General features: G+C 39.3%; 12 protein-coding genes. 11 read left to right on the top strand and 1 reads right to left on the bottom strand.

Annotation, left to right across the window (positions count from 1 at the left end):
• Positions 1-4: 4 nt before the first annotated feature.
• From G3T18_RS09150 to G3T18_RS09195, 10 genes are all read left to right on the top strand, one after another.
• Entirely contained in the window at positions 5-403 is a 399-nt protein-coding gene (locus G3T18_RS09150; protein ID WP_224410243.1) for a hypothetical protein, read from the top strand.
• A complete protein-coding gene (locus G3T18_RS09155; protein ID WP_224410244.1) occupies positions 403-2,178 on the top strand; it encodes an O-linked N-acetylglucosamine transferase family protein in 1,776 nt (591 codons plus the stop codon). The genes G3T18_RS09150 and G3T18_RS09155 overlap by 1 nt, the downstream gene beginning before the upstream one ends.
• Positions 2,179-2,243: 65 nt before the next feature.
• The gene (locus tag G3T18_RS09160; protein WP_224410245.1) at positions 2,244-3,569 is read left to right on the top strand and encodes a phthiocerol/phthiodiolone dimycocerosyl transferase family protein; all 1,326 of its coding nucleotides are present in this window, start codon (positions 2,244-2,246) and stop codon (positions 3,567-3,569) included.
• A 90-nt stretch (positions 3,570-3,659) separates the two neighbouring features.
• Positions 3,660-5,441, top strand: coding sequence for an O-linked N-acetylglucosamine transferase family protein (locus G3T18_RS09165; protein WP_224410246.1), 1,782 nt, complete (start codon positions 3,660-3,662; stop codon positions 5,439-5,441).
• Between the two features lie 16 nt (positions 5,442-5,457).
• On the top strand, positions 5,458-11,940 hold the full coding sequence (locus G3T18_RS09170; protein ID WP_224410247.1) for an ATP-binding sensor histidine kinase: 6,483 nt from the start codon (positions 5,458-5,460) through the stop codon (positions 11,938-11,940).
• 13 nt (positions 11,941-11,953) lie between these two features.
• A complete protein-coding gene (locus G3T18_RS09175) occupies positions 11,954-12,355 on the top strand; it encodes a response regulator (protein WP_224410248.1) in 402 nt (133 codons plus the stop codon).
• Positions 12,348-14,285: a response regulator gene (locus G3T18_RS09180; RefSeq protein WP_224410249.1), complete on the top strand. Its 1,938-nt coding sequence runs from the start codon at positions 12,348-12,350 to the stop codon at positions 14,283-14,285. Before G3T18_RS09175 ends, G3T18_RS09180 begins: the two co-directional genes overlap by 8 nt.
• A gap of 3 nt (positions 14,286-14,288) precedes the next feature.
• On the top strand, positions 14,289-16,184 hold the full coding sequence (locus G3T18_RS09185; RefSeq protein ID WP_224410250.1) for a response regulator: 1,896 nt from the start codon (positions 14,289-14,291) through the stop codon (positions 16,182-16,184).
• Positions 16,185-16,212: 28 nt separating this feature from the next.
• The gene (locus tag G3T18_RS09190) at positions 16,213-19,878 is read left to right on the top strand and encodes a response regulator (RefSeq protein ID WP_224410251.1); all 3,666 of its coding nucleotides are present in this window, start codon (positions 16,213-16,215) and stop codon (positions 19,876-19,878) included.
• Complete coding sequence (locus G3T18_RS09195) at positions 19,875-20,096, top strand: hypothetical protein (RefSeq protein ID WP_224410252.1); 222 nt, start codon at positions 19,875-19,877, stop codon at positions 20,094-20,096. Before G3T18_RS09190 ends, G3T18_RS09195 begins: the two co-directional genes overlap by 4 nt.
• On the opposite strand, the gene dnaX is transcribed toward G3T18_RS09195, so the two are convergent.
• Positions 20,093-22,672, bottom strand: coding sequence for a DNA polymerase III subunit gamma/tau (gene dnaX / locus G3T18_RS09200; RefSeq protein ID WP_224410253.1), 2,580 nt, complete (start codon positions 22,670-22,672; stop codon positions 20,093-20,095). The two genes, G3T18_RS09195 and dnaX, sit on opposite strands and share 4 nt — an antisense overlap.
• 570 nt (positions 22,673-23,242) lie before the next feature.
• On the opposite strand from dnaX, the gene G3T18_RS09205 reads away from it, so the two are divergent.
• On the top strand, positions 23,243-24,841 hold a 1,599-nt coding region (locus G3T18_RS09205), incomplete at its 3' end, for a tetratricopeptide repeat protein (protein ID WP_224410254.1).

The following is a 24,841-nucleotide window of genomic DNA, read 5'->3' on the forward strand; positions in this document are numbered from 1 at the left end:
TACTGTGGGTATTTACAACTATACTTTTATCTCTCCGGAAATTCCAGCAATTCCTTTAATTAAGGTTCAATTATTTACACCGGGACTCACACCAACCACAAAACTTGATTGTGAAGCTATTTTGGATACTGGGTCAGATTGTACTTTAATTCCTCTACCATTATTAGTGCAAGTAAATGCACAAATTTCTGGTCGAGCGATTAACATTCCTGTAGGAGGTAGTAAAACTATTGGTATTCCTCATTATGTAGGAATGATTTTTGATAATAATAGTCATCCAGTTTTACGAGTTTTTGGTTGTCCAATTGACGATATTGGTGAAATAATTTTGATTGGTCGTGATTTAATGAATCAATATCGGATTGAGTTTGATGGCGTGAATCTTACCTTTACCATTTTTTGATGACAGAAACAAGTAATCCTCGTATTAATCCCCAAGCACTGTTCGATCTTTATTTTCGTCGAGAGTACGATCGCCTTTCAGAACAATTTCTCCAAGTTCTAAGTTACTTTGAGCGTCATACTCATTTTGAATTATTACCAGATATTTTGTATTTTGTCAATATATTTACCAAGAATTTTTTATATTTATTCACACAACCAGATTATATATTGAGCGATCGCCACGTCCCTCGATTCATTCAACTTAACTTAACTATCTCTAACTTAGTCGCTATCTCCAGCTTAAAAAACACCGATTTTTACCTGGAAATTTTACGCAATCAGCCTCGTAACTTTGCTAAAATCTTAACTTTATACTCAGCACGTAACCAAGTAAAATTTGACCGCAAAACCTTATTTGACGCTAATAGCAAATTAGCTTGTTTATGGTATTCAGTATACTGTGACATTTATCGTTCCGGGCTAGTTAATCCCATAGTTCACCAGAATCTTAAACAACATTTGAGTTATGAAGATGAGCGACTAACGGAATTTTATCACGTCGAAGATGTTTATTTTGGTGCAACCTATATCAACGGTAACATTGACCGAAAAATTAAGCAAAAAATTAACCAAGCAATCCAAAATAATCCCTTATTTTCTCAATTAGAAATTCGCAATCATCCTCAAGCGAAAAAACTTGCAGTAATCACCGCATTATGGTTTTCTCAACATTCAGTTTACCGCACCTTAGCTGGATATATAGAATCCTTGCAAGACGATTATGAAATTACTTTAATTCATCTCGGTGACACCAAAAATTATTTAGATATCGGTTCTTTTCAAGAAATTAAATACATTAATATTCAAAATAATTCCTTGAATTTAGATGCTATTCGCGAAAATAACTTTACCGTCGCTTACTATCCTGATATTGGAATGAGTGCAGAAAGTATCTTTCTTTCTAACCTAAGAATAGCACCAATTCAGATTAGCGGCACAGGTCATCCTGTGAGCACATTTGGTTCAAAAATTGATTACTTTCTCAGTGGTGCAGATGTAGAAATCACTGAAAAAGCAGCCGAAAATTATTCCGAAAGATTAGTGTTAATTCCTGGATTTGGTGCTATTCACAAACAACCAAATTATCAAAGAAAAAATCCTGAAAACACCAGTTTAAAATTTATTATTAACTGTTCTTGGTTCGCTCAAAAAGTTAACTATCCTCTCCTTCGTTGTTTGCAGGAAATAGCCACCAAATCAGAAAAAGAAATTTTATTTCGCTTTTTCTCTGGTGTTGCTTTACTGAGAAAAAATGACTTTCTTCCTTTTCAACAAGATGTAGAAGCAATGCTCGGAAAAGAACGAGTTGAGGTAGTGACAGCTAAACCCTATCAAGAATATATGAGTCTCATGGAAGAAGGAAAAATTTCTATCGAAGCTTATCACTTTGGTGGCTCAAATACGGTTGCGGATAGTTTATATCTACGCAAACCAACCGTAACTTGGTCGGGGAAAAAGTGGTATAATCGAATTGGGGCGCAAATGTTACGCGCTGTTGGCTTAGAAGAGTTAATTGCTAATAGTAGAAAAGAATATATTTACCTAATTTTAAAATTAATTCATGACGATCGCTATCGAATTAAAATTCAAAAAAAGTTGCAACAGGTAGATTTGAGTAAGACCGTTTTTAGTTCAGAAAAAAAGCATTACTTTAAAAAAGCAATTAATTTTTTAGTCGCGAATCACCAGCAGCTACAAGAGGAAAAATCAAGAGAAGCGATTATCATAAATTAAGGACAAAAGTTGCTGACAAGTTCTCTCCTAAGTTACAATTTGTAGCAAAGATAATGGGATTTTACATGACTAACCGAAAACTTGTCTCAATCGAGCAAGGAATGGAAATTTTAAATCAGGTTGCAAGTTCGTTTAATATAGTAACAATTAGTCGGATTAAAGGATTTTTTAGTGGCGAAATTCTCAGACAAGCTCTCGATCTTCTACAAAGTCGCCACGAAAGGCTTAATTATCATATTGTTGGCTCCTCAGATAATCTTTCTTTTGAAAAAGAAGGAACGCAAACAATTCCTTTGCGAGTGGTAGAAAAATTACACGAAAGAGATTGGCAAGAAATAGTTTATAGCGAACAAAATGAGAAAATAGCTAGTAGTCAATGTTTAATGCGAGTAGTATTAGTTTTAGATCGTGAAGAAAAGGAAATCAGTCATTTAATTACTACGATACATCACGCGATCGCCGACGGATTCTCGAACATTTACTTACATCAAGAAATCCTGACATACTGTGATAAAATTAGTTGTGGTGAAGAAATTCTTTCTGTTTCTCGTTTACCCGCACTACCACCAGTCACAGAATTAATCGCCAAATCATCAGAATTACCAGATAAACTCAGATCGCTGTTATTAATTTTACAATTGCAATGGAAACGAATTTGGTATCGTCCCCAAAGTCTAGAAATTGAAAAGTCTGTTGCTTTTGAGTCACGTCGTAGCCAAGTAATTTTTGCCGAATTAGACGCCCAAATAACCGAAAAATTAGTAGCAATTTGTCGAAAAGAAAAAACCAGCGTACAAGGTGCATTATGTGCGGCGATGCTGTTAGCAGTAGCCAGAAAAATTAACATCAAAAATAAGTCAAGCGCCTATTTTACTTGTCAGTCATACGTGGATTTACGCGATCGCTTGCAACCTCCACTGAGTAAAGAACATTTAGCAGCGTTAATTGCACCAGCAACCACCTTTCACTTACTCAAACCAGAGACATCATTTTGGCACTTAGCGCGGGAAGTAAAAGAAAACCTAGAAAAACAGATTCAACGAGGCGATATCTTCTTAATTATGCCAGTCTTGAGGCAAATGGTCGAGTTTTTTCTTGCTCATCCTCAAGAAGTCCCCGTCAGCATTGGAGTTTCCAACCTCGGCAGATTAAATATTAGCCAAAACTACCGACTATTTGAGTTAGAAGCAATTCGTTTTCTACCAGCCCAAGCAGCCTATAGCGGAATTTTCACCGCTACTGTCAACACCTTTGCAGGTAAAATGCTCTTAAATTTTCCTTATTCCGAACCTTCCCTAAGTCACGAGACGATGGAAACTATCGTCAATAGTACCCTGTCTATTTTAGTAGCGGCGTGCGAAGAAAAGCCCGAACTAGCTGTAGTTAGATAAGACAATCTTACTCCTCTAGCAGCAACTAAGCCTGAGAGCGAATATGCCATTATAGATGGGGTGCAAATTCTTAAATATAGGATCGGATAGATGACAAATACCCAAAAATTAGAAATAAATTCGCGAGAACTGCTTAATCTCTATCTTCAGAAAGATTACAATCTCCTTTCGGAAAATTTAATCGGTATTCTCGAACATTTTGAAAATATTACCTACTTTGAACTCGGAGCAGATGCACAGTATTTTATCAATGTTTTTGTCAAGAATTTTTTATACTTATTTACTCAGCCGGATTACTTTCTGAATGAAAAACACGCAGCGAGATTTATTCGCTTGAATACGACAATTGCTAATTTAGTAGCTATGTCGAGTTTTCAGACAACCGATGCTTCTCTGGAAGTATTAAAAAGTCAGCCTCACAACTTCGCAAAAATTTTAGCTTTATACTCGGCTCGCAATACAGTGAGGATCGAGCCGCAAATTTTATTTCAAGCCTATCCTAGTTTTGCTTGTCTGTGGTATTCGCATTTCTGCGAACTTTATCGCTCGGCTTTAGTTAACAAAAAAGCTTATCAAAATCTCCGGGAACATTTGACATTCATCGATGAAAAATTAACAGATTTTCATAACATTGCCGACGTTTACTATGGAGCAACATTTATTGGAGCTTCGCGCGATCGCCAGCTCAAGCAGCAGCTTAATAGTTCGATCAGAAAAAGTCCTTTCGCTAGAAATGTCACGATTGCTAACAATCCTAATGCGAAAAAAATTGCCATTATTACCGCCAAATGGTTTCCGGAAAATCCAGTTTATCAGGTTCTTTCTTTATTTGTAGAATCTTTAGCCGCAGATTATGAACTTACTTTAATTCACTTAGGTACGCCAAGGGAAAATTTAGCTACGGCTGTGTTTAAAGAAGTTAAATATGTAGACTTTAAAGATGGTTCATTAAATCTAGAGCAAATTCGGGAAAATGACTTTATGGCAGTATTTTATCCGGATATGGGGCTGAGTGCAGAAAGTATTTTACTTTCCAATTTAAGACTTGCTCCCATCCAAATTTGCGGTCATGGTTTTCCGGTAAGTACCTATGGTTCGCAAGTCGATTATTTTATCAGTGGAGCAGATGTAGAAATTTCTGAAGGTGCAGAAGAAAACTATTCCGAAAGATTAGTGTTGTTACCAGGTTTGGGAATTATTAATCAACCACCCAACTACGAGCCGAAAAATCCAGCTAAAAAGAACAAAGAATTTATCATCAATTGTTCTTGGTCATCAGAAAAAGTTAATTATCCGATGCTGTCGTTATTAAGTGAAATTATCCGCCAGTCAAAAAGAAAAATTTTCTTTCGCTTTTTTACAAGTGGTGTCGATACCCTGGCTCGAAAAAATGGTTTTATTCCCTTTAAACAAGACTTGGAATCCTTGTTAGGAAAAGACCGCTTTGAGATTATTCCCGCTAAACCTTATGAAGAGTATATGGAGTTGATGGAGTTAGGAGATATTAGTCTCGACTCCTACCATTTTGGCGGTTATAATACCGTGAAAGAAAGCTTGTATTTGCGTCAGCCAATTGTGACTTTTGAAGGTAATAAATGGTACAATCGGATTGGTTCGCAAATGCTGAGAGCGATTGGTTTAGAAGAATTGATTGCTACAAGTGCGCGAGAATATATGCGCTTGACTTTAAGATTAATTCATGAAGATCCTTATCGGACTATTATTCAGCAAAAACTGCATCAAGTTAATTTAGACGAGACAATTTTTAGTAGCGAGAGCAAAATTTACTTGAAAAAAGCGATTGATTTGCTGATTGAAAAGCACTCGCAGCTACAAGCAGAAAACTCGCAAAAACCAATTAAAATTGGATAGCAGTATTTCTGGAAAAATGACTTGCAAACCCCCGGATTGGGGGGTTATTTTTGGCGATCGCCAGTCCGTAGCTACAGATTTAAGAAAAAATGCTAGCCTAAAATTCAAGAACTATTGCTGTGGAAAAATTGAGAACTTGACGATGATCTCCTTACCTGGCTACCGTATTGTCGCCCAAATCTGTGAGAGCAGCAACTCTCTAGTTTACCGAGGTATCCGCGAGGAAGACAATCGCCGCGCGATCCTCAAACTACTCAAAGCCGAATATCCAACTCAGCAAGATTTAACTCGCTACAGGCAAGAATATCAAATTCTCAGTAAGCTCAACATTGACGGCGTAATCAAAGCCTACAATTTGATCCCCTATCAACGCAGTTTAGTTATCGTCCTCGAAGACTTTGGGGGTATAGCCTTAAAACAATGGATCGGATCTCGCCAACGACAACAGCATCCTTTGTCCCTAGCAGAAATCCTCGATCTTGGCGTTAAAATTACTGAAATTATCGCTAATTTGCACAATAAAAACGTTATTCATAAAGATATAAATCCAGGCAATATTGTTATTAATCCCGAAACTCGTAATTTAGAAATTATTGATTTTGGCTTAGCTTCAATCTTAACCCGCGAACAACCAACCTTAAAAAGTCCCAATCTTTTAGAAGGAACTTTAGCCTATATCTCCCCAGAACAAACCGGACGGATGAATCGCTATTTAGATTACCGCAGTGACTTTTATTCTCTGGGTGTTACTCTCTACGAACTACTTACAGGCAGCTTACCTTTTCCCACAACTAATGCTCTTGAATTAGTTCATTGTCACATCGCTAAACAACCAATCCCTCCCCATAAAATTAAACCAGAAATTCCCTCCATTGTCTCCGAAATAGTCATGAAACTTATGGCAAAAAACGCCGAAGACAGATATCAAAGTGCTTGGGGAATTCAATCAGATTTAGCAATTTGCTTACTTCAGTTAGAAGCAACCGGAGAAATCGAAGACATCATCCCTGGTGAAAATGACGTTTCTAATAAATTTCAAATTCAACAAAAACTTTACGGGAGAGAAAAAGAAACTGCGACTTTACTAACAGCATTTGAACAAATAATCACTGAAAAAAATTCAGTTAAAATGCTCCTAGTCTCAGGCGATACTGGTATGGGAACTTCTTCTTTAGTTGCCCAAATTCATAAACCAATCACCGAAAAACAAGGCTATTTTATAACAGGTAAATTCGATCGCTCCCAGCATAATCTTCCCTACTCTGCCTTCATCGATGCTTTACGAGGATTAAGCGAACAACTTTTAACCGAAAGTGAAGACAAACTACAAGCATGGCGAGAGCAAATTTTAGCAGCTTTGGGGGCTAACTCCCAGCTAATTATTGATGTAATTCCTGAAATAGAATTAATTATCGGCAAGCAAGAAAAAATTGCTGAATTAAGCGCCAGCGAATCCCAAAATCGCTTTAATCTGGCTCTAAAAAATTTGCTTTATGTCTTTTGTGCTTGCGAAATCCCTTTAGTTATTTTTCTAGACGAACTTCACTGGGCAGACTCAGCTAGTTTACAATTGCTTCAATTAATTATAACTGATGAGAAAACCAAAAATGTATTAATTATTGGCGCATATCCCGAAGGCGAACTAAGTTTAACTCATCCTTTAAATACTGTCATTCAAGAGTTACATCAACAAAATATAACCATAGAGAAAATTAGTTTAGCACCTTTAAGTTTAGAAGATATTAGCCAACTGATTGCCGATACCTTACACAGTGACACGAAGTCAGTTAAATCTTTGGCAAAATTAGTCTTGCAAAAAACTAGCGGGAATCCTTTCTTTATTAACGAATTCTTGAAAACTCTTTACACTGAAAAGTTAATTACTTTTGATTTTGATTGTTTAAGCTGGCAGTGGAATCTTGCTGAAATCGAGGCAATGCACGTCACGGATAATGTCGTGGATTTAATGATTAGTAAAATGAAGAAACTGCCTCTGTCTACTCAGCAAGTTGTACGCTTGGCGGCTTGTATCGGTGCAGAATTTGACTTAGATACGTTAGCAATTATCTGTGACAAATCAGCCTCAGAAATTTCTCAAGCGTTAACGGTAGCAGTTGAAGCAGGGTTAATTTTGCCCACTTCAGACTTAAACGAACAATTACTAGCTACTAATTATAAATTTGTCCACGAACGCATTCAACAAGCGGCTTATGCTTTAATCGATAAATCGGTGGAAAAAGTTATTCGCTTGCAAATAGGTCGCTTACTTTTAAGTCGCGTTTCCTTGGAGGAATTATCAGAAAAATTATTTACTATTATTGAGGGAATTAATCTAGGAATTGAGCTTATTACTGACAGAGAAGAAAAAAATACAATTGCCAAGCTGAATTTACAAATCGCTCAAAAAGCGAAGGCAGCGACAGCTTATGCTACTGCTCTTCAATATATTACTGTTGCTCTGAAAATTTTACCAGCAGATAGCTGGCAGAGTCAGTATGAATTTTGTTTTCGCCTGTATAAAGAACGAGCTGAACTGGAATATTTAAATGGTAATTTTCAAGCTTCACGGGAGTTAATTGAGTATTTGTTAGCGCAAGCGAGAACTTCAGTAGAACAGGTAGAAATATACCAATTACCGATCGTACAATATAATAGTTGTTTTGCCTATGCTGAAGCAATTGAAGCTGGACGTAAAGCTTTACAATTATTAGGAATTGAGTTGCCAGAAACTGATTTAGAAACTGCTTTAGCCGCAGAAATAAAACTGGTGAAAGAAAACTTGAGCCGTCGCGCTAGTTCTACTGCTTTAATCGCGCCATCTACTTCGATATCAAAAGAGCAAAAAGTGGTAATGAGAATTTTTAATTCTTTAGTGCCGCCAACATTTATGTCTTGTCAACAATTATTCTTTTTTATCAGTGCTAAAGCAGTTAATTTATCTTTAGAATACGGTAACGTAGCCGAATCTGCTTATATGTATGCCTGCTACGGTATTGTCCAATGTGTTTATCAAGATTACCAAGCTGCTTATGAGTTTGGTGATTTGGGTCTACAATTAAGCAAAAATTTCCAAAGTTTGCGTCAAAAAAGTTTAGTATTGCGAGTTTTAGTCGGTCATATAAATCATTGGCGTAAGCCTCTTAGATCTTCGTTAGAACTTGCGAAATTAGCCGAACGCTCTCGGATGGAATTGGGAGAAATTCAATTTGCCTTATCTCCTTTTTGGTACGAATGTTACAATTATTTTTATCAAGGATATAATTTACAGAAGTATCTAAAAAAATTAAAGAATTATTTCCTCACATTACCCAAGCACGATCGTGAATTAGAAATTGATATTTTAGTCAATTTAAAGTTGGCTGTGGCGAATTTAGTTGAGCTTCAAAGTGGCGAGAATAACCGTCAAAAATCGGTAAATCTAGTGGATTCTCAGGTCAGCAAGGAAAAATTTTTATCTTGTTGTTACTTAATTGTTAAGGCTCAAGAAGAATATTTATTTGCCAAACCAGAAACTGCCTTAAGCTTGCTCCGAAAAGCGGAAGCGGGGTTAACTAATATTCCGGGGATTATTTCGCTGGTAGCTTATAATTTTTATTATTCTTTGAGCTTGACTGCTATTTATCCAACAGCTTCAGAAACTGAGAAAAAACAATACTTGGAACAGCTAGAAAAGAATCAAAAATTAATGAAAAATTGGGCAGATAATTGTCCAGAAAACTTTTTACATCAATACTGGTTAGTTGCAGCAGAAAGAGCGCGTATTCTTGGGGAAGATTTAGCAGCGATGGATTTATACGATCGCGCAATTTCTTCAGCAAGAGATGGTAAATTTAGCCAAAATGAAGCTTTAGCCAACGAATTGGCGGCTAAGTTTTGGTTAATGAAAGAAAAAACTGATTTTGCTCGGCTTTACCTCAAAAATGCTCGCTATAGTTATCAGGTTTGGGGAGCCAAACGTAAAGTTGCCGATTTAGAGCAAAAATATCCTCAATTACTGACAAAATCAACAGTGCCTCGTTTTCTAGATATGCAAAGCTCAAATGATACAACTGAAACCAGCACTCGCTTAGGTGAAGCTTTAGATTTAGCTACGGTGATGAAAGCTTCTCAAGCAATTTCTAGTGAATTGAAGCTGGATAAATTACTAGCTAAGTTAATGCAAATTCTGCTAGAAAATGCGGGAGCGCAATTCGGCTTTTTAATTTTAGAAAGTAACGACGAACTACTGATCGAAGCGGAAGGATTTGCGAACGGAGAAATTGAAGTATTGCAGTCAATGCCGCTCAATTTTGTTAAATCTGACGGCACAAAACCTTTACTTTCTTCAGCAATTGTTAATTATGCGTTCCGGACAAAAGAAAGTATAGTTTTAAACGATGCTAGCAATGAAGGAAAATTTACTAACGAACCGTATCTAAAAAACTATCAAGTCAAATCGGTTCTTTGTTCTCCTCTCCTCAATAGAGGACAATTGGCGGGAGTAGTTTATTTAGAAAATAATTTAACAGTTGGTGCTTTTACCCCAGACAGATTAGAAGTTATTCAACTATTATCGGGACAAGCCGCGATCGCCATTGCTAACGCTAAACTTTATGCGGAAGTGCAGGAAAGCGAAACCCGCCTCAAGCAGTTTCTCGAAGCAATGCCCGTGGGTGTTTCGGTTCACAATTCAAGCGGACAAGTGTACTATGCTAACCGCACGGCGAAACAATTACTAAATCTTCAAGACTTACCCGCAGTAGCAACCGAGCAAATCGCGGCGGCTTATCAAGTTTATCAGGTAGGAAGCGAAAATTTATACCCAAGCGAAAACTTACCGATCGCGCGATCGCTGAGTGGAGAAACTGCGAAAGTTGACGACATCGAAATTCGTCACCAAGATCGTTCGATCCCCTTAGAAGTTTCCAGTACGCCAATTTTTGCCGAAACAGGCGAGATCGAATATGCGATCGCCACTTTTACCGATATTACTCAGCGCAAACAAGCAGAAAAACTTCTCGCTGACTACAACCGTACTTTGGAACAAGAAGTCGCCAAACGCACGCGAGAACTTCAATTAGAAATTGCCGAACGAAAACTTGCCGAATCGGCACTACGTTTATCTGAAGAAAAATTCTCAAAAGCTTTTCGTTCTAGCCCCATTGCCATTGCTTTAACTATTCTTAAAACTGGAGTCCATATTGAAGTAAACGAAACCTTCTGTCGTCTCATTGGTTATCGCAAAGAAGAAATCATCGATCGCACCTCCACCGAGCTAAACTTGTGGGTAAATCTCGAACAACGCCAACAATTATTTGAACTTCTCCAAACCGATAGCGTAATTCAAAATTACGAGTTTGAGTTTCGTACTAAACAAGGTACCACTAAAACCGCACTCTTATCCGCAGAAATTATTAACATTCACGGACAAGAATGTCTCCTAGCCCTTTCTAACGATATCACCGAACGAAAACTTGCCGAATCAGCTTTGCGGCAAAAAAACGAGGATTTAGCCAAGGCTTTGCAGGAACTCCAAATGACTCAACAAGAGTTAATTCAATCGGAAAAAATGGCATCCCTCGGACAATTAATTGCCGGAGTAGCTCACGAAATCAATACGCCAATGGGAGCAATTCGCGCCTCTATTGGCAATATTACTACTGCTTTAAATCACACTCTGGAAAAACTACCCCAACTCCTGGCTAGTCTTTCTCCCGAACAACAAGCTAATTTCTTTGCTTTATTAGCCGCCGCTAGACAAAAAGAATTACATCTATCTTTCCGAGAAGAACGTCAACTAAAACGAGCGCTCAGAAAAGAGTTGGCAAGCCAAAATATTGACAACTCTGATACGATCGCTACTAGCTTAGTTCACATGGGCATCACGGAAAATATCGCTCCCTTTCTGACAATTTTGCAACAGGATAATAACGGGGAAATTGTTAATGTTGCTTATAATCTTTCTATTCTCCAAACTAACAGCGAAAATATTCAACTTGCCGTAGATCGCGCTTCAAAAATTGTCTTCGCTCTCAAAAGTTACGCTCGTCAAAGTGACTCTGGGGAAATGAGTGAAGCCCAAGTTCAGTCAGGAATTGATGTAGTATTAACTATTTATCATAATCAGCTCAAACATGGGATAAAAATTAACAAAAATTATCAAGGAGTGCCAACTATTTTTTGTTATCCAGAAGAACTGAATCAAGTTTGGACAAATCTGATTCATAATGCTATTCAAGCGATGAATAACAAAGGTGAACTAGAGATTAATGTATTTCAGGAGAACCAGCAAGTTGTCGTTCAAATAACCGACTCTGGTAGTGGCATTCCGCCTGAAATCAAACAGCGAATTTTTGAACCATTCTTCACTACGAAACCAGCAGGAGAAGGTAGTGGTTTGGGCTTAGATATAGTACGCAAGATTATTGAGAAACATCAAGGTAAAATAGAAGTTGAGAGCGAACCAGGGCGAACTACTTTTAGCGTCCGGTTGCCGATCGCTCAACCTAAGTCTGCATAATTGATAGCTAGTTATGCCCAATAAAGCCATTTTGTGTGTCGATGATGAACGAATCATTTTAACCAGTTTGCGCGACCAAATCACCCGTAATTTCGGCAGTGAATATCAGTGTGAACTGGCAGAAAGTGCTGATGAAGCCTTGGAAGTAATTGAAGAATTAGATGAAGAAGGAATCGCAATTATTTTGATTGTTTCTGATTGGTTGATGCCTCAGATGAAAGGAGATGAATTTTTAATTAAAGTTCACGAACAGTATCCTCATGTAGTCACAGTATTGTTAACCGGACAAGCGGACGAAGAAGCAGTTGAACGTACTCGTCAGTACGCTAATTTACACAGTTATCTTCCTAAACCGTGGGATGAAACTACCTTAGTCGAAGTGCTGAAATCGGGATTGGAGAAAATTGATGAATAAACCAGCAATTGTTTGTGTAGACGACGAAAGAGTGGTGTTGATTAGCTTGCGCGATCAGCTTAATCAGCACTTAGGAAACGAATATGAAATTGAATTAGCAGAAAGTGGGGAAGAAGCTCGAGAAATTTTTAGCGAATTAGCCGCAGAAGGAGTGGAAATTCCGCTAATTATTTCCGACCAATTGATGCCTCAGATGAAAGGCGACGAACTATTAATCGAAATTCACCAGCACTATCCCAAAACTTTAAAAATTATGCTCACCGGACAGGCGAGTGCCGAAGCTGTAGGTAACGCAGTTAACTATGCGAATTTATATCGTTATATTGCTAAACCTTGGGATAAAACAGATTTAAATTTGACTGTTACCGAGGCATTGCGGCGATACTTCCAGGATAAACAATTAGCCGAACAAAACCAAGCTTTACAAGAAATTAATCGAGAATTAGAGCAATTAAATGCTTCCTTAGAAAATAAAGTTGCCGAACGGACAATCGAACTGCAACAGGCAAAAGAAGCCGCCGATATTGCGAATAAAGCGAAAAGCGAATTTCTTGCCAATATGAGCCACGAGTTGCGATCGCCACTGAACGCGATCCTCGGCTTTTGTCAATTAATGGCTCGCAGTGCCACCCTTGGGGAAGAACATAAAGAAAATGTCAGCATTATGAACCGAAGTGGCGAACATTTGCTGACCTTGATTAATAATGTCCTGGATTTGTCGAAAATTGAGGCAGGACGCATTACTCTCAACGAAACTAACTTTGACCTCTACAACCTGCTCGATGAGTTAGAAGATCTGTTTCAATTTAAGGCAGAAGATAAAAGGTTGAACTTAGTTTTTAAGCGAACTAGTAACGTTCCCCAATATATCCAGGCTGATAAAGTCAAATTACGTCAAGTGTTGATTAATTTGCTCAGTAACGGCATTAAATTTACCAAACAAGGTCAGGTCTGTTTACAGGTAAAAGGCGAAAACATCAAGGCAAATTCTGCCCAGATCTTCTTTCAAGTGAAAGACACCGGAGCAGGTATTGCTCCTGAAGAATTAGATAGTGTGTTTGAAGCCTTCGTCCAAACTCAGGCTGGAAGAGAAGCCCAAGAAGGAACGGGTTTAGGTTTGCCGATCGCGCGCAAGTTCGTCCAACTTATGGGAGGCGAAATCACTGTTAACTCTCGAATCCACCAAGGTAGTAGCTTTCAATTTACCATTCCCATCAAAGTAGTTACCGATTTTGCCTTACTCGAAAACGAACAACCCAGTCGTCGCGCGATCGCCCTCACCGCTAATCAACCCGAATATCGAATTTTAGTGGTAGATGATATGTGGGATAACCGCCAACTGCTCGCGAAAATTTTAAACTCGGTTGGTTTTCTGACTAAAGAAGCTGAAAATGGCGAACAAGCTATTTCCGTGTGGCAAAATTGGCAACCCCATTTAATCTGGATGGACTTACGAATGCCTGTCCTTGACGGTTACGAGACAACCAAACAAATTCGCCTTCAGGAAAGAAAAAAAGATCGCCAATCTCACACCGTGATTATTGCCCTGACGGCTAGCGTCTTAGGAGACGAATACAAATTAGTTCAACAAGCAGGTTGTGACGACTACGTGCGCAAACCTTTTCGGGAAAATATTATCTTTGAAAAAATCGCCAAGTATTTAGGAGTAGAATACCTTTATGAAGAAGAGACAATTCTGCCTGAAAACACCAAAACCGAAATTTCCTTGCAAACACTAAAACCAATCATGTACTCCGAATGGTTTAGTCAGTTGGAAGAAGCCGCTAACGCTATTGACAACGAGAAGATTTTTCATCTGATTGCAGAAATTCCGTCCGAACAAGCAGCGATCGCCAAAGCTCTCGCCGATTTGGTAAACAACTTTCGCTGTGATAAAATAATAGATTTAATCGAGGGGATTAAGAAATAACCAATGAGCTATCGCCAGGACAACGTTTTAATTGTTGACGATACTCTCGAAAACTTGCAAGTTTTATCGCAAACTTTATCTAAACGAGGGTATAAAGTTCGCGGCGCAGTTAAAGGAGAAATGGCAATCCGAACTGCTCAATCAGTTCCCCCAGACTTAATTTTACTCGACATTAAAATGCCTGATATGGATGGCTATGAAGTCTGTAAATGTTTAAAAGCTGACGAAAGAACTAAGCAAATTCCCATTATTTTTCTTAGTGCTTTAGACGAAGTTACTGATAAAGTCAAAGGTTTTCAAATTGGCGGTGTAGATTATATTACTAAACCATTTCAAGTCGAAGAAGTTTTAGCCCGAATTGAAAACCAACTGACAATTCAAAGACTACAAAAGCAACTCCAAATTCAAAACGAACGACTACAAGAAGAAATTAAAGAGCGACAAAAAGCTGAAGCTGCGGCTAAAGCTGCCTCCCAAGCGAAAAGCGAATTTCTTGCCAATATGAGTCATGAATTGCGTACTCCACTCAATGCTATTTTGGGGTTTACTCAAGTGCTAAGGCGAGAACCAGATTTGACTCCCGAACAACAAGATTATTTAGGTATAATTAATCGTAGCAGTCAACATTTATTAGAATTAATTAACGATGTTTTAGACTTATCAAAAATTGAAGCAGGTCGAGTTTCTCTTAATTACACTAACTTTGACCTTTATCGTCTTCTCGACCAAATCGAAGAGATGTTTCATATTAAAGCCGAAACGAAAAATCTGACGCTCGAATTTCGCCTCGCTCCTGAGGTTCCCCAGTATATCAGAAGCGATGAAACTAAACTGAGAGGTTGCTTAATCAATCTTTTAGGTAATGCGGTTAAATTTACTGAACTTGGTCAAATTAATCTCAAAGTCGAAACTCAATCGCTCTCCCCAGAAAATGACGAAATCGAACTACTTTTTACGGTTCAGGATACAGGAACCGGAATTGCTCCCGAAGAAATACAAACTTTATTCGATGCTTTTGTCCAAGCAGAAAAAGGTCGCCAAGCAGCAGAAGGTACTGGCTTAGGTTTAAGTATCACTAAACGCTTTGTCGAATTATTGGGAGGAGAAATTAAAGTTAGTAGTGTTTTAGATAAAGGCTCAATTTTTCAATTTTATATTAAAGCAAAAATCGCAGATGCCTTAGCAGAAATTGCTCAACCAACCCGGCGTGTCGTTGGTTTAGAACCCAGTGAAAAAAAATATCGAATTTTAGTAGTTGACGATACAGAAGAAAACCGCTTGTTATTAGTAAAAATGCTCGAACCAATCGGCTTTCAAGTTCGAGAAGCAAAAAACGGTCGCAAAGCGATCGCGCTTTGGTCAACTTGGCAACCACATCTGATTTTGATGGACACGAGAATGCCCGTGATGAGCGGATTAGAGGCAACCAAACAAATTAGATTCCGAGAGAAAAACCAGGGCAAAAATAAGCTCCAAACTATTATTCTTGCCTTAACTGCTAGTGCTTTTGAAGAGCGTCGGGGCGAAATTATCGCCGCAGGTTCAGATGATTTTGTTCGTAAACCTTTTACCGAAGAAACAATCTTTGCTCGCATCGGCGAACGTCTCGGAGTATCCTATATTTATGAAGATTTACCTTCTCCGCACAGCAGTCGTCAATTTACTAATGTAAGTCGAGCAGATTCTTTCTATTTCTCAGAATTAGCAGCAATGCCTCCTGATTGGGTGAGAGAATTATATCAAGCAGCAAATACTGTTCGCGAAGAAACAATTGAAGAATTGATCGTGGAAATTCCCCCAACCCAAGCAGCATTAGCAGAAGCATTAAAAGATTTAGTTTATAACTTTCGTCTCGATGAAATTGTGCGTTTAACCAAACAGGTGATTGAAAAATCATAGTCAATGTTGCATCCTAAAAAATAAAAAAATGAACGAAGGCGAACTGAAAATTTTAGTAGTAGATGATAAACCAAGTAACTTGAGGTTTTTAGCTAAACTGCTGACCGAAAATGGCTATAAAGTTCAAAAAGCAATTTCGGGAGAACTAGCATTAAACGCCGCCTTAGACTCGCCGCCAGATTTGATTTTACTGGATATTCTGATGCCGCAAATGAATGGGTATGAAGTTTGTCAGAAATTAAAAGCAGCTCCTCCGACGAAAGAGATCCCGATAATTTTCTTAAGCGCTCTTCATGAAGTTGAAGAACAAGTAAAAGCTTTTAATTTGGGTGGAGTTGATTATATTACGAAACCTTTTCAACCGGAAGAGGTATTAGTTAGGGTGAAAAATCAACTAACAATTTCTCGCTTGCAAAGACAATTAGTTGCCCAAAACCATCAACTACAAGAGTCTCAATCTCTTTTAGCGAGTGTCTTAAATAGTTCTTTAGATGGAGTAGCCGCCTTTGCTGCAATTCGGAATCGAGAAGGAAAAATTAGCGACTTTCGCTGGTTATTGTTAAATCCTACCGCCGAAAAAATTATCGGTCAGCAAAAAGAGCAATTAGTAGGACAAACATTGCTCGAATCCCTACCCGGACATCAGCAAACAGGCTTGCTAGACCTTTATATTTCTGTAGTCGAAACAGGAAAATCTCAAGAACGAGAAATTTATTATTCTGGGGATGGAATTGAAGCTTGGTTTCACGTGAGTGCGGTGAAATTAAGTGATGGTTTAGCAGTGACATTTCGGGATATTAGTATTCGCAAACAAGCCCAAAAACGTTTAAAGTTGTTAGAGCGAGCGATCGCGGCTTCTTTTAACGGAGCGATCGTTACTGACGCCCAAGCCCCAGGTAATCCGATCGTTTACGTTAATTCAGGTTTTGAAAGGCTGACAGGTTACTCAGCCGCCGAAGTTCTTGGGAAAAACTTTCACTTCCTCGAACCTGAAGACGCAGATCCCAGAGAAATTGCCAAATTGCGTCAGTGTTTTGCTCAAGGCAGCGAATGTCAGGTATTGTTGCGCAATTTACGTAAAGATGGCACTTTTTTTTGGCACGAACTGACAATTTCCCCAGTGAGATCCGACGAAGGAGATTTGACTCATTATATCGGCATCCAAGTAGACGTCAGCGATCGCAAACAATACGAAATTGAACTGGCTAACGCCAAAACCGCATTAGAAAAACAAATTCACAAAGTCCTCTTACTAGAAAAAATAACCCAAGAAATTCGCTCTAGCTTAGATCCCAAACAAATTTTTCCTACCGCAGCCGATCGCATTGGCGCAGCTTTCGGTGCGAGTCGCTGTTTAATTCACACCTACATTGAAAGCGCAATACCAGAAATTCCTTTAGTCGCTGAATATATACAAATAGGTTCCATTGCCTCTGTACGAGAGTTAATCCCGAATTTCCAAGTTCCCATTTTCGGCAATGCTCATATCCAACAGATATTAGCACAAGACCAAGCGATCGCTAGCGATAACGTCGATACCGAACCTTTCCTGGTAGAGGTAACTTCTTTGTGCCGTCAGTTAGGCATCAAATCGATGCTCGCAGTCAGAACCTCTTATCAAGGTAGACCAAACGGCGTTGTTTGCTTACATCAATGCGATCGCTATCGTCACTGGAATAACGACGAAATCGCACTGTTAGAAGCAGTAGCCGCCCAAATCGGGATCGCGATCGCTCAAGCAGATTTGCTCGAACAAGAAACTCAACGGCGGGTTTTCCTCGCTTGGCAAAATCAGCAACTACAGCAAGAAATTCAAACTCGTCAGCAGACAGAAGCCGCCCTCAGAATCAGCGAACAACGCTGGGAATTAGCTTTACGCGGCACCGGGGATGGTATTTTCGACTGGAATATCCCAACCGACGAAGTCTTTTTCTCGACTCGCTTAAAAGAAATGCTCGGCTATAGTGAAATAGATAACTGGAACAGCTTAGAAGAATGGCGCGATCGCATTCATCCTGACGACGTCGAACAAGTCTTAGCCGCAGTCCAAGCCCATTTCCAAGGCCAAACCGAACAATACCTCGCCGAGTATCGCCTGCGTTGTCAAGATGGTAGTTATAAATGGATTTTATCCAGAGGACAAGCCGAATGGGACGAAGCAGGCAATCCTCTGCGGATGGTCGGTTCTAATCAAGATATCAGCGATCGCAAGCAAACCGAAGTCGTCCTCCAGCAAGCTAAAGAAGCTGCTGAAGCCGCTAACCACGCTAAAAGCAACTTTCTTGCTTCCATGAGTCACGAACTGAGAACCCCTCTCAACGCCATTCTCGGCTTTAGCCAAATGCTCGCTCATGACGCTTCTTTAAACCGCCAACAACAAGAATATATCAACATTATTAATCGTAGCGGCGAACACTTACTGACTTTAATTAATGATATTTTATCGATGTCCAAAATTGAAGCAGGTCGGATCGTTTTGAAGGAAAATCCTCTCAATCTTTATCACTTGCTGAATACTCTTACCGAAATGCTGCAATTAAAAGCTTATGGGAAAAATTTAGAGCTAATCTTAGACATTGCACCTGACGTTCCTCGATACATTAAAGCTGATGAAAGCAAACTACGCCAAGTTTTAATTAATTTGCTCGGTAATGCGATTAAATTTACTCATCGCGGTTCGGTTTGCTTGCGAGTAAAAGCGGGCGTAACTTGCCAAGCAAATGAACTTAACTTTAACCAACCACCAACTACACAAATAATCTTTGAAGTTGAAGACACTGGTATCGGTATAGCTCCCGAAGAAATTGAAACTTTATTTAACCCTTTTGTCCAAACTACTACCGTTAGTAAGTCAACCGAAGGTACGGGATTGGGTTTAGCCATTAGCAAAGAATTTGTCGCTCTCATGAAAGGAGAGATCGCTGTTCGCAGTATTGTCGGTCAAGGTTCAACTTTTACTTTTGATATTAAAGTTTCCTTGGCTCAAGCAGCAGAAATTCCTCAACAAGTAATTGCTAAACGAGTAATTGGTTTAGAACCAAATCAACCCCACTACCGAATTTTGGTCGTTGAAGATGTCCTCGAAAATCGCCAATTAATTGTTAAATTATTAGTGGAACTAGGACTCGAAATTCAAGAAGCAAGTAACGGTCAAGAAGCTGTAGAAATTTTCTCTCGTTGGCGACCCGATCTAATTTTAATGGATATCCGTATGCCTGTTATGGATGGGTTAGAAGCTACTAAAATTATTAAGCAAAATTATCAATCTCATCCTACAGTTATTATCGCTCTAACTGCCAGTGCTTTTGAGGAAAATCGCGCTACAGTTTTAGCCGCAGGTTGCGATGATTTTATTAGTAAACCTTTGTCAAAAGAAGTTCTTTGGGAAAAACTCGAAGAGCGCTTGGGATTGCGTTTTCTCTTCGCAGAAGAATTGCCGACGCTCTCAACTCCCCAACCAAAGTTTTCCTTGACAAAAGAAAATTTATGTGTTATGCCACTTGAATGGAGAGAAAAACTATATCATGCTTCTTATACTCTCGACGAAGAGAAAATTAACGAATTGGTGAGAAAAATTCCTTCAAGCGAGAAGAGTTTAGCCGAAGCGATCGCCAGTTTGATTGATAACTTTCGTTTAGATTTATTAATTGAAATATCTCAACAAGCCGTAGAAGAAACAGTAGAAACCAAATGAATAATCGCGAAATCAAATCACTGACTGACATTTTAGCAGGATTAACTGCTGTCGAACTAGCCTCTCGTTTGAATGTAGAAGAATCTTTCCTCGAACAAATCAAAGAGGAAGCTAATTTTTCTGATTGGAGCAAACAGCAAGATCCCGAAGCCGTTTCTTGGCGTTACGATCGCGTTAGCTGTCGATATTTGGTCAACCTTAGCTTTAGCGAAGTTTAAAAAGGGATCTCATCATCTTCGGAAAAAATAGTTGGCGAAGTTGAAGAAAAATCATCAACTTCATCTCGCTCTGGAGAGTCAGTAACTAGATTATCGCCGTTTGTTAATTTAGTTTCTCCTGCCAAAAAGTTACCGTCTAAAGTAATCACTTTTCCCTGGAAAAATTCAGTCAGTTTAGAAACCGCTTTTTTGACTGCCCCATCATCATAATTAGCAAGATTTTTGGGCGATTGATTTTCTGGGAATTCAGGGACATTTACTTCAGTTGTTTCCGTTACCTGCAAAGCTGTAGATGAAGTTTCTGCCTTAACTTTCACTTCCTCATTTGGCACAACAGTATTGATTTTGCGCTCCATTGTCGGCGATTGAATCTCAGGAGATTGAACTGAATTTTGTGGTTTCGGGAGCGAGGAATTTTCCCCAACTGATTTTTGCTCAGTTTTGGTTGAGCTAGGAGGACTTTTGACTTTGATACTTACTCTGATATTTTTACCGCAAACTTGTTTAAAAGCAGCTTCAATATTTGAGGATTTTTGTTGGGCAAGTTGAATTATATTCGGGGAATGAACACCTATAAAAGCAAAAGTGTCTTGAAATTCAATCAGATGAGATTGCTGGCGGAAAAAAGCTTGAGTAGTAGGAGGTTTAAGGTTAGTTAATACCTCTTCCCAGATTTGCTCCAAAGAAGATGGGAGAGTAGAATTTACTGGTATAGGTTCGCGATCTACTGGCGATCGCCGTTGTGGTTGAGGTGTTTTCGATTCATGGCGATCGCTCTCATCGTTTCCAACCGTTTTTTGAGATACATCTTGCTTTTTCCTTGGTTCAGGATGACTTTCTGGCTGAGAATTCTGATAGTTTGGTTTCGCTTCGCGGTAATTGAGGAACTGGCGATTTTGCGGCACGGGCGAATCGGACAATTGTTCGGCTTCTAAACTAACTGTTTGTGGTGCTAACAACGCCAACAACGTTACTTCTAACCACAAACGCGGCTGAGTAGTATTTTTAATTTGCACTTCGCTCTCTTTAAGCTGTTTTTGTCCCCAGAAAATATCTTCAATTCGCCATCTTTTGGCTTCAGCCACTAACTCATTCCAAGTCGGTTCTGTTAAAGCAACTAAATTCTTTTCTGTAGGAGCAGTTTTAGCAATCAATAAATCACGATAAAAACCAGCCAAATTTTGGAGAACGACCAAAGGTTCTCGACCGCGATCCAAAATATAGCGACACTGTTTGATAACTTCCTCACCTTTTTTGGTAGCGATCGCTTGTAACAACTTAATTAAATCTCGTTCCGGAACAGCACCAACTAAATCCCAAACTTTCTCAACCGTAATTGTCCCCGACATCAAACTTAATTGATCCAAAAGACTTTCTGCATCTCTCAGTCCGCCATTAGCAATTTGAGCAACTAAAGTAACCGCATCTGGGTTAATTTCTATATTTTCTTTTGCCGCAATTGTTTGCAAATGCTTGACCATTTCCCCTAGAGGAATACGACGAAAATCAAATCTTTGACAGCGAGAAATAATTGTTGACAGTACCCGTTGGGGATCGGTAGTAGCCAGCACAAAAACGACATTTCTCGGCGGTTCTTCTAAAGTTTTCAGCAAAGAATTAAACGCTGAAACTGAGAGCATATGGCAGTTATGCACGAGCAAACCATTAGCAATAAAATTGTGATTGTCAGCAATTTCTAGGTCGTAAACTTGTGCCGATTCCCCAACACTAATTGATTTTATTTCCTCAAAACTGGTTTGCCATTTGCTATTTAGGGGAATTCTTTGTTGATTAATTTCTTTAAAAGTAGGAAGTTCTCCCAAACTCGGTTGTAAGCCTGTAAATCTATAGGCTGCTAATTTACCAAACTTAAAAGCTTGAGAAGTATAATAACTACTAATCGATCCTGCCATCGGCGAAACAATTTTCATTCCTGTAGCTAATTCTTCCGCAGCTACCCAGCCAGATTCCGTTCTGAATAAGTGATTGTTAGTGCATTGAATTTCGCGATTAGAAGTTTTAATAATTATAGTTTCTTTAATGCCTTGGTCTAACCAGCGTACCACTGATTTAAATTCCCAAACTTGGCGATTTTCGTTATAGCTAAGAACCTTTTTTCCTGCCAAACTAGGGTCATGAATAGGTCTTAAACCTTCACTGGTTAAAACTAAAGAATCGCCAGTTAAACATTCATCAATCACATAAACTTTATAGCGACATTGAACGGGAGCAAATTGAGCGCGTTCAATAATTTCGCGAATATTATCAACCCCAGTATTAGAAGCAGCATCAATTTCGATCGTATCTAGGGCTGAACCCGAAGCGATCGCCCGACATACCTCGCACTTTCCACAAGGAGAAGGTGTTGGTTTCCCCTCAGCCAAACAATTGAGCGATTTAGCCAAAATTCGCGCACTCGAAGTTTTCCCAGTCCCTCGCGGACCAGAAAACAAATAAGCGGTCGCAATTTTTTCTGTGGCGATCGCATTACTTAAGGTAGTGGCGATCGCCGATTGTCCCACTAACTGCGAAAAAGTCTGAGGACGATATTTGTGATGTAGAGGGTCGTAGGACATGAGCTTTCCGTAGATCAGAAAAATTAAACTTCTCCCGCACCCCCACACCCCCACACCCCTTCGTCTTGCTTTCAGTTATACTTTTGCTCGACTTCGTATTCAGTCGCTTTTTCAGGGTAAGCGATTTTGGTGCCAACCTGCAAAACCTTTATTTTTTAGTCCTAGCTTACGTAAAACTTTGTTTCCCCTTAAATGTCTCTTTTTTTGACAAATTTGTGCTATATTTAACTGAATATGCTAAAATACGACTACAAAATCTTACCGACTTCTTCACTGAATCCTCTTGTCGGTACTTAGCTCGATCGAAATCAAGGCGATCTCAGACAGCAAGCTCAAGTTATGCCAGAGCAGTAACAGAAATTTAATCAACTTCGATATTAACCCAAGTGCCAATATCATAATTAGAGTATTCAACTATTCCCCAAGCCTTTGACAAAAAAAACTTAGTAATTAGTAAGTATTACGTCCAGCAAGGGGAACAGCGTAGAAAACGGTTGTATAAAGAAAGAGAATATTTTTTTAGACAACCTCTAACTAGAAAAAACATATTGCACGGAATAAGGAGAAAATATGCTCCGGCGGATCTGGCAGTGGCTCAAAAATTTCTTTAATAACTTAACAGGTGGCACAGAAGCAATGCCTGCTTCTTCTAGCACCGCAAGAGAAAATAATGGTTCTAAGTCGTCCTCACCCTTAAGCGACACAGATTATGAATTTTTGTATACTCAGTTACTCGAAGGAGTGACCCACGGTTGGGAAGAAAAGCGCATCGTTAAATTTTTTCAAGATCTAGAAGATCGAAGTAGCCAACAAGAATGGTTAACCTGGTTAAAACGCTTCGGAGAAAGAGTGAGTATCAACTCAACGCCAAATCGGGAATTAGCAACCCGAATGGTAAGGTTAGGTGAGAGAGTGCGGACAATTCCATCACTGCGAGCAATAGGACAGGAATCTTACAAAATTGGGATTCAATTGCTCAACAGAGGACAAAAAGCGGAAATATGGGAGTATCAAGGTCCAGATGCTGAAGGTGGAACTCAACCAACAGGTTCGCCCCTAGGTAGAGAAGCGATCGCCCTAGACGAATTATTACAAAGATTAGAACAAGACCCCAACTTACTCGCCTCAGTCGCGCAGGAATTAGGATTAGAAACCAACGATCCCCGAACAGTAGTAACAGAATTAACCAAACGTTACAACCCAGAGGATGGTTCAACTCCCAATGATGCCGAAGGATGGTTTAAACGAGGTGCATTGCAATTCCAAGCAGGAAACATCGAAGCAGCCCTAAATTCCTTAGATCGAGCCTTAGAAATGAAACCAGACTTCGCCGAAGCCTGGTTTGGTAAAGGTAATATGTTATTGAGCTTACAACGAAACGAAGAAGCTCTCGCCGCCTTAGACAAAGCCATAGAAATAAATCCAGACTTTTATCAAGCTTGGGACGTTCGAGGTAACATACTATTTAACTCAGAGCAAGCAGAAGCAGCGATCGCCTCATTGGAAAAAGCAAACGAAATTAAACCAGACTTTTATCAAGCGTGGTATAACAAAGCAATCGTTCTCAGTGACATAGAGCAATTTGACGCAGCGATCGCCGCTTTTAATCGAGTCATCGAACTAAAACCAGATCTCGCCGAAGCATGGTATAACCGGGGCATGACACTAGCAGAAATGGGGCGCTTCTCCGATGCGATCGCTAACTACGATCGCGCCCTTCTCCTGAAACCACAAGCCCCCGAAATCTTCAGCAAACGTCAGGAAGCATTAGAAAATTTAGCTCAAAGACAAACAGACTCTACCACCCCACAGCAAGATTCTACTACTTCTGTGGTTGCCGATCCCTGGCAAGAAACCTCATCCTCCCAAACTATCTCCCCAATCGACTCAAATACTCAAACGGTAGAAGAAGAAACCACTACTGAAACAGAGTTAGAAACACTTTCACCACTAGACTCAAATACTCAAACGGTAGAAGAAGAAACCACTACTGAAACAGAGTTAGAAACACTTTCACCAATCGACTCAAATACTCAAACGGTAGAAGAAGAAACCACTACTGAAACAGAGTTAGAAACACTTTCACCAATCGACTCAGACACTCAAACGGTAGAAGAAGAAACCACTACTGAAACAGAGTTAGAAACACTTTCACCAATCGACTCAGAC

The sequence above is a fragment of the Oscillatoria salina IIICB1 genome, from assembly GCF_020144665.1.
Taxonomy (GTDB): domain Bacteria; phylum Cyanobacteriota; class Cyanobacteriia; order Cyanobacteriales; family SIO1D9; genus IIICB1.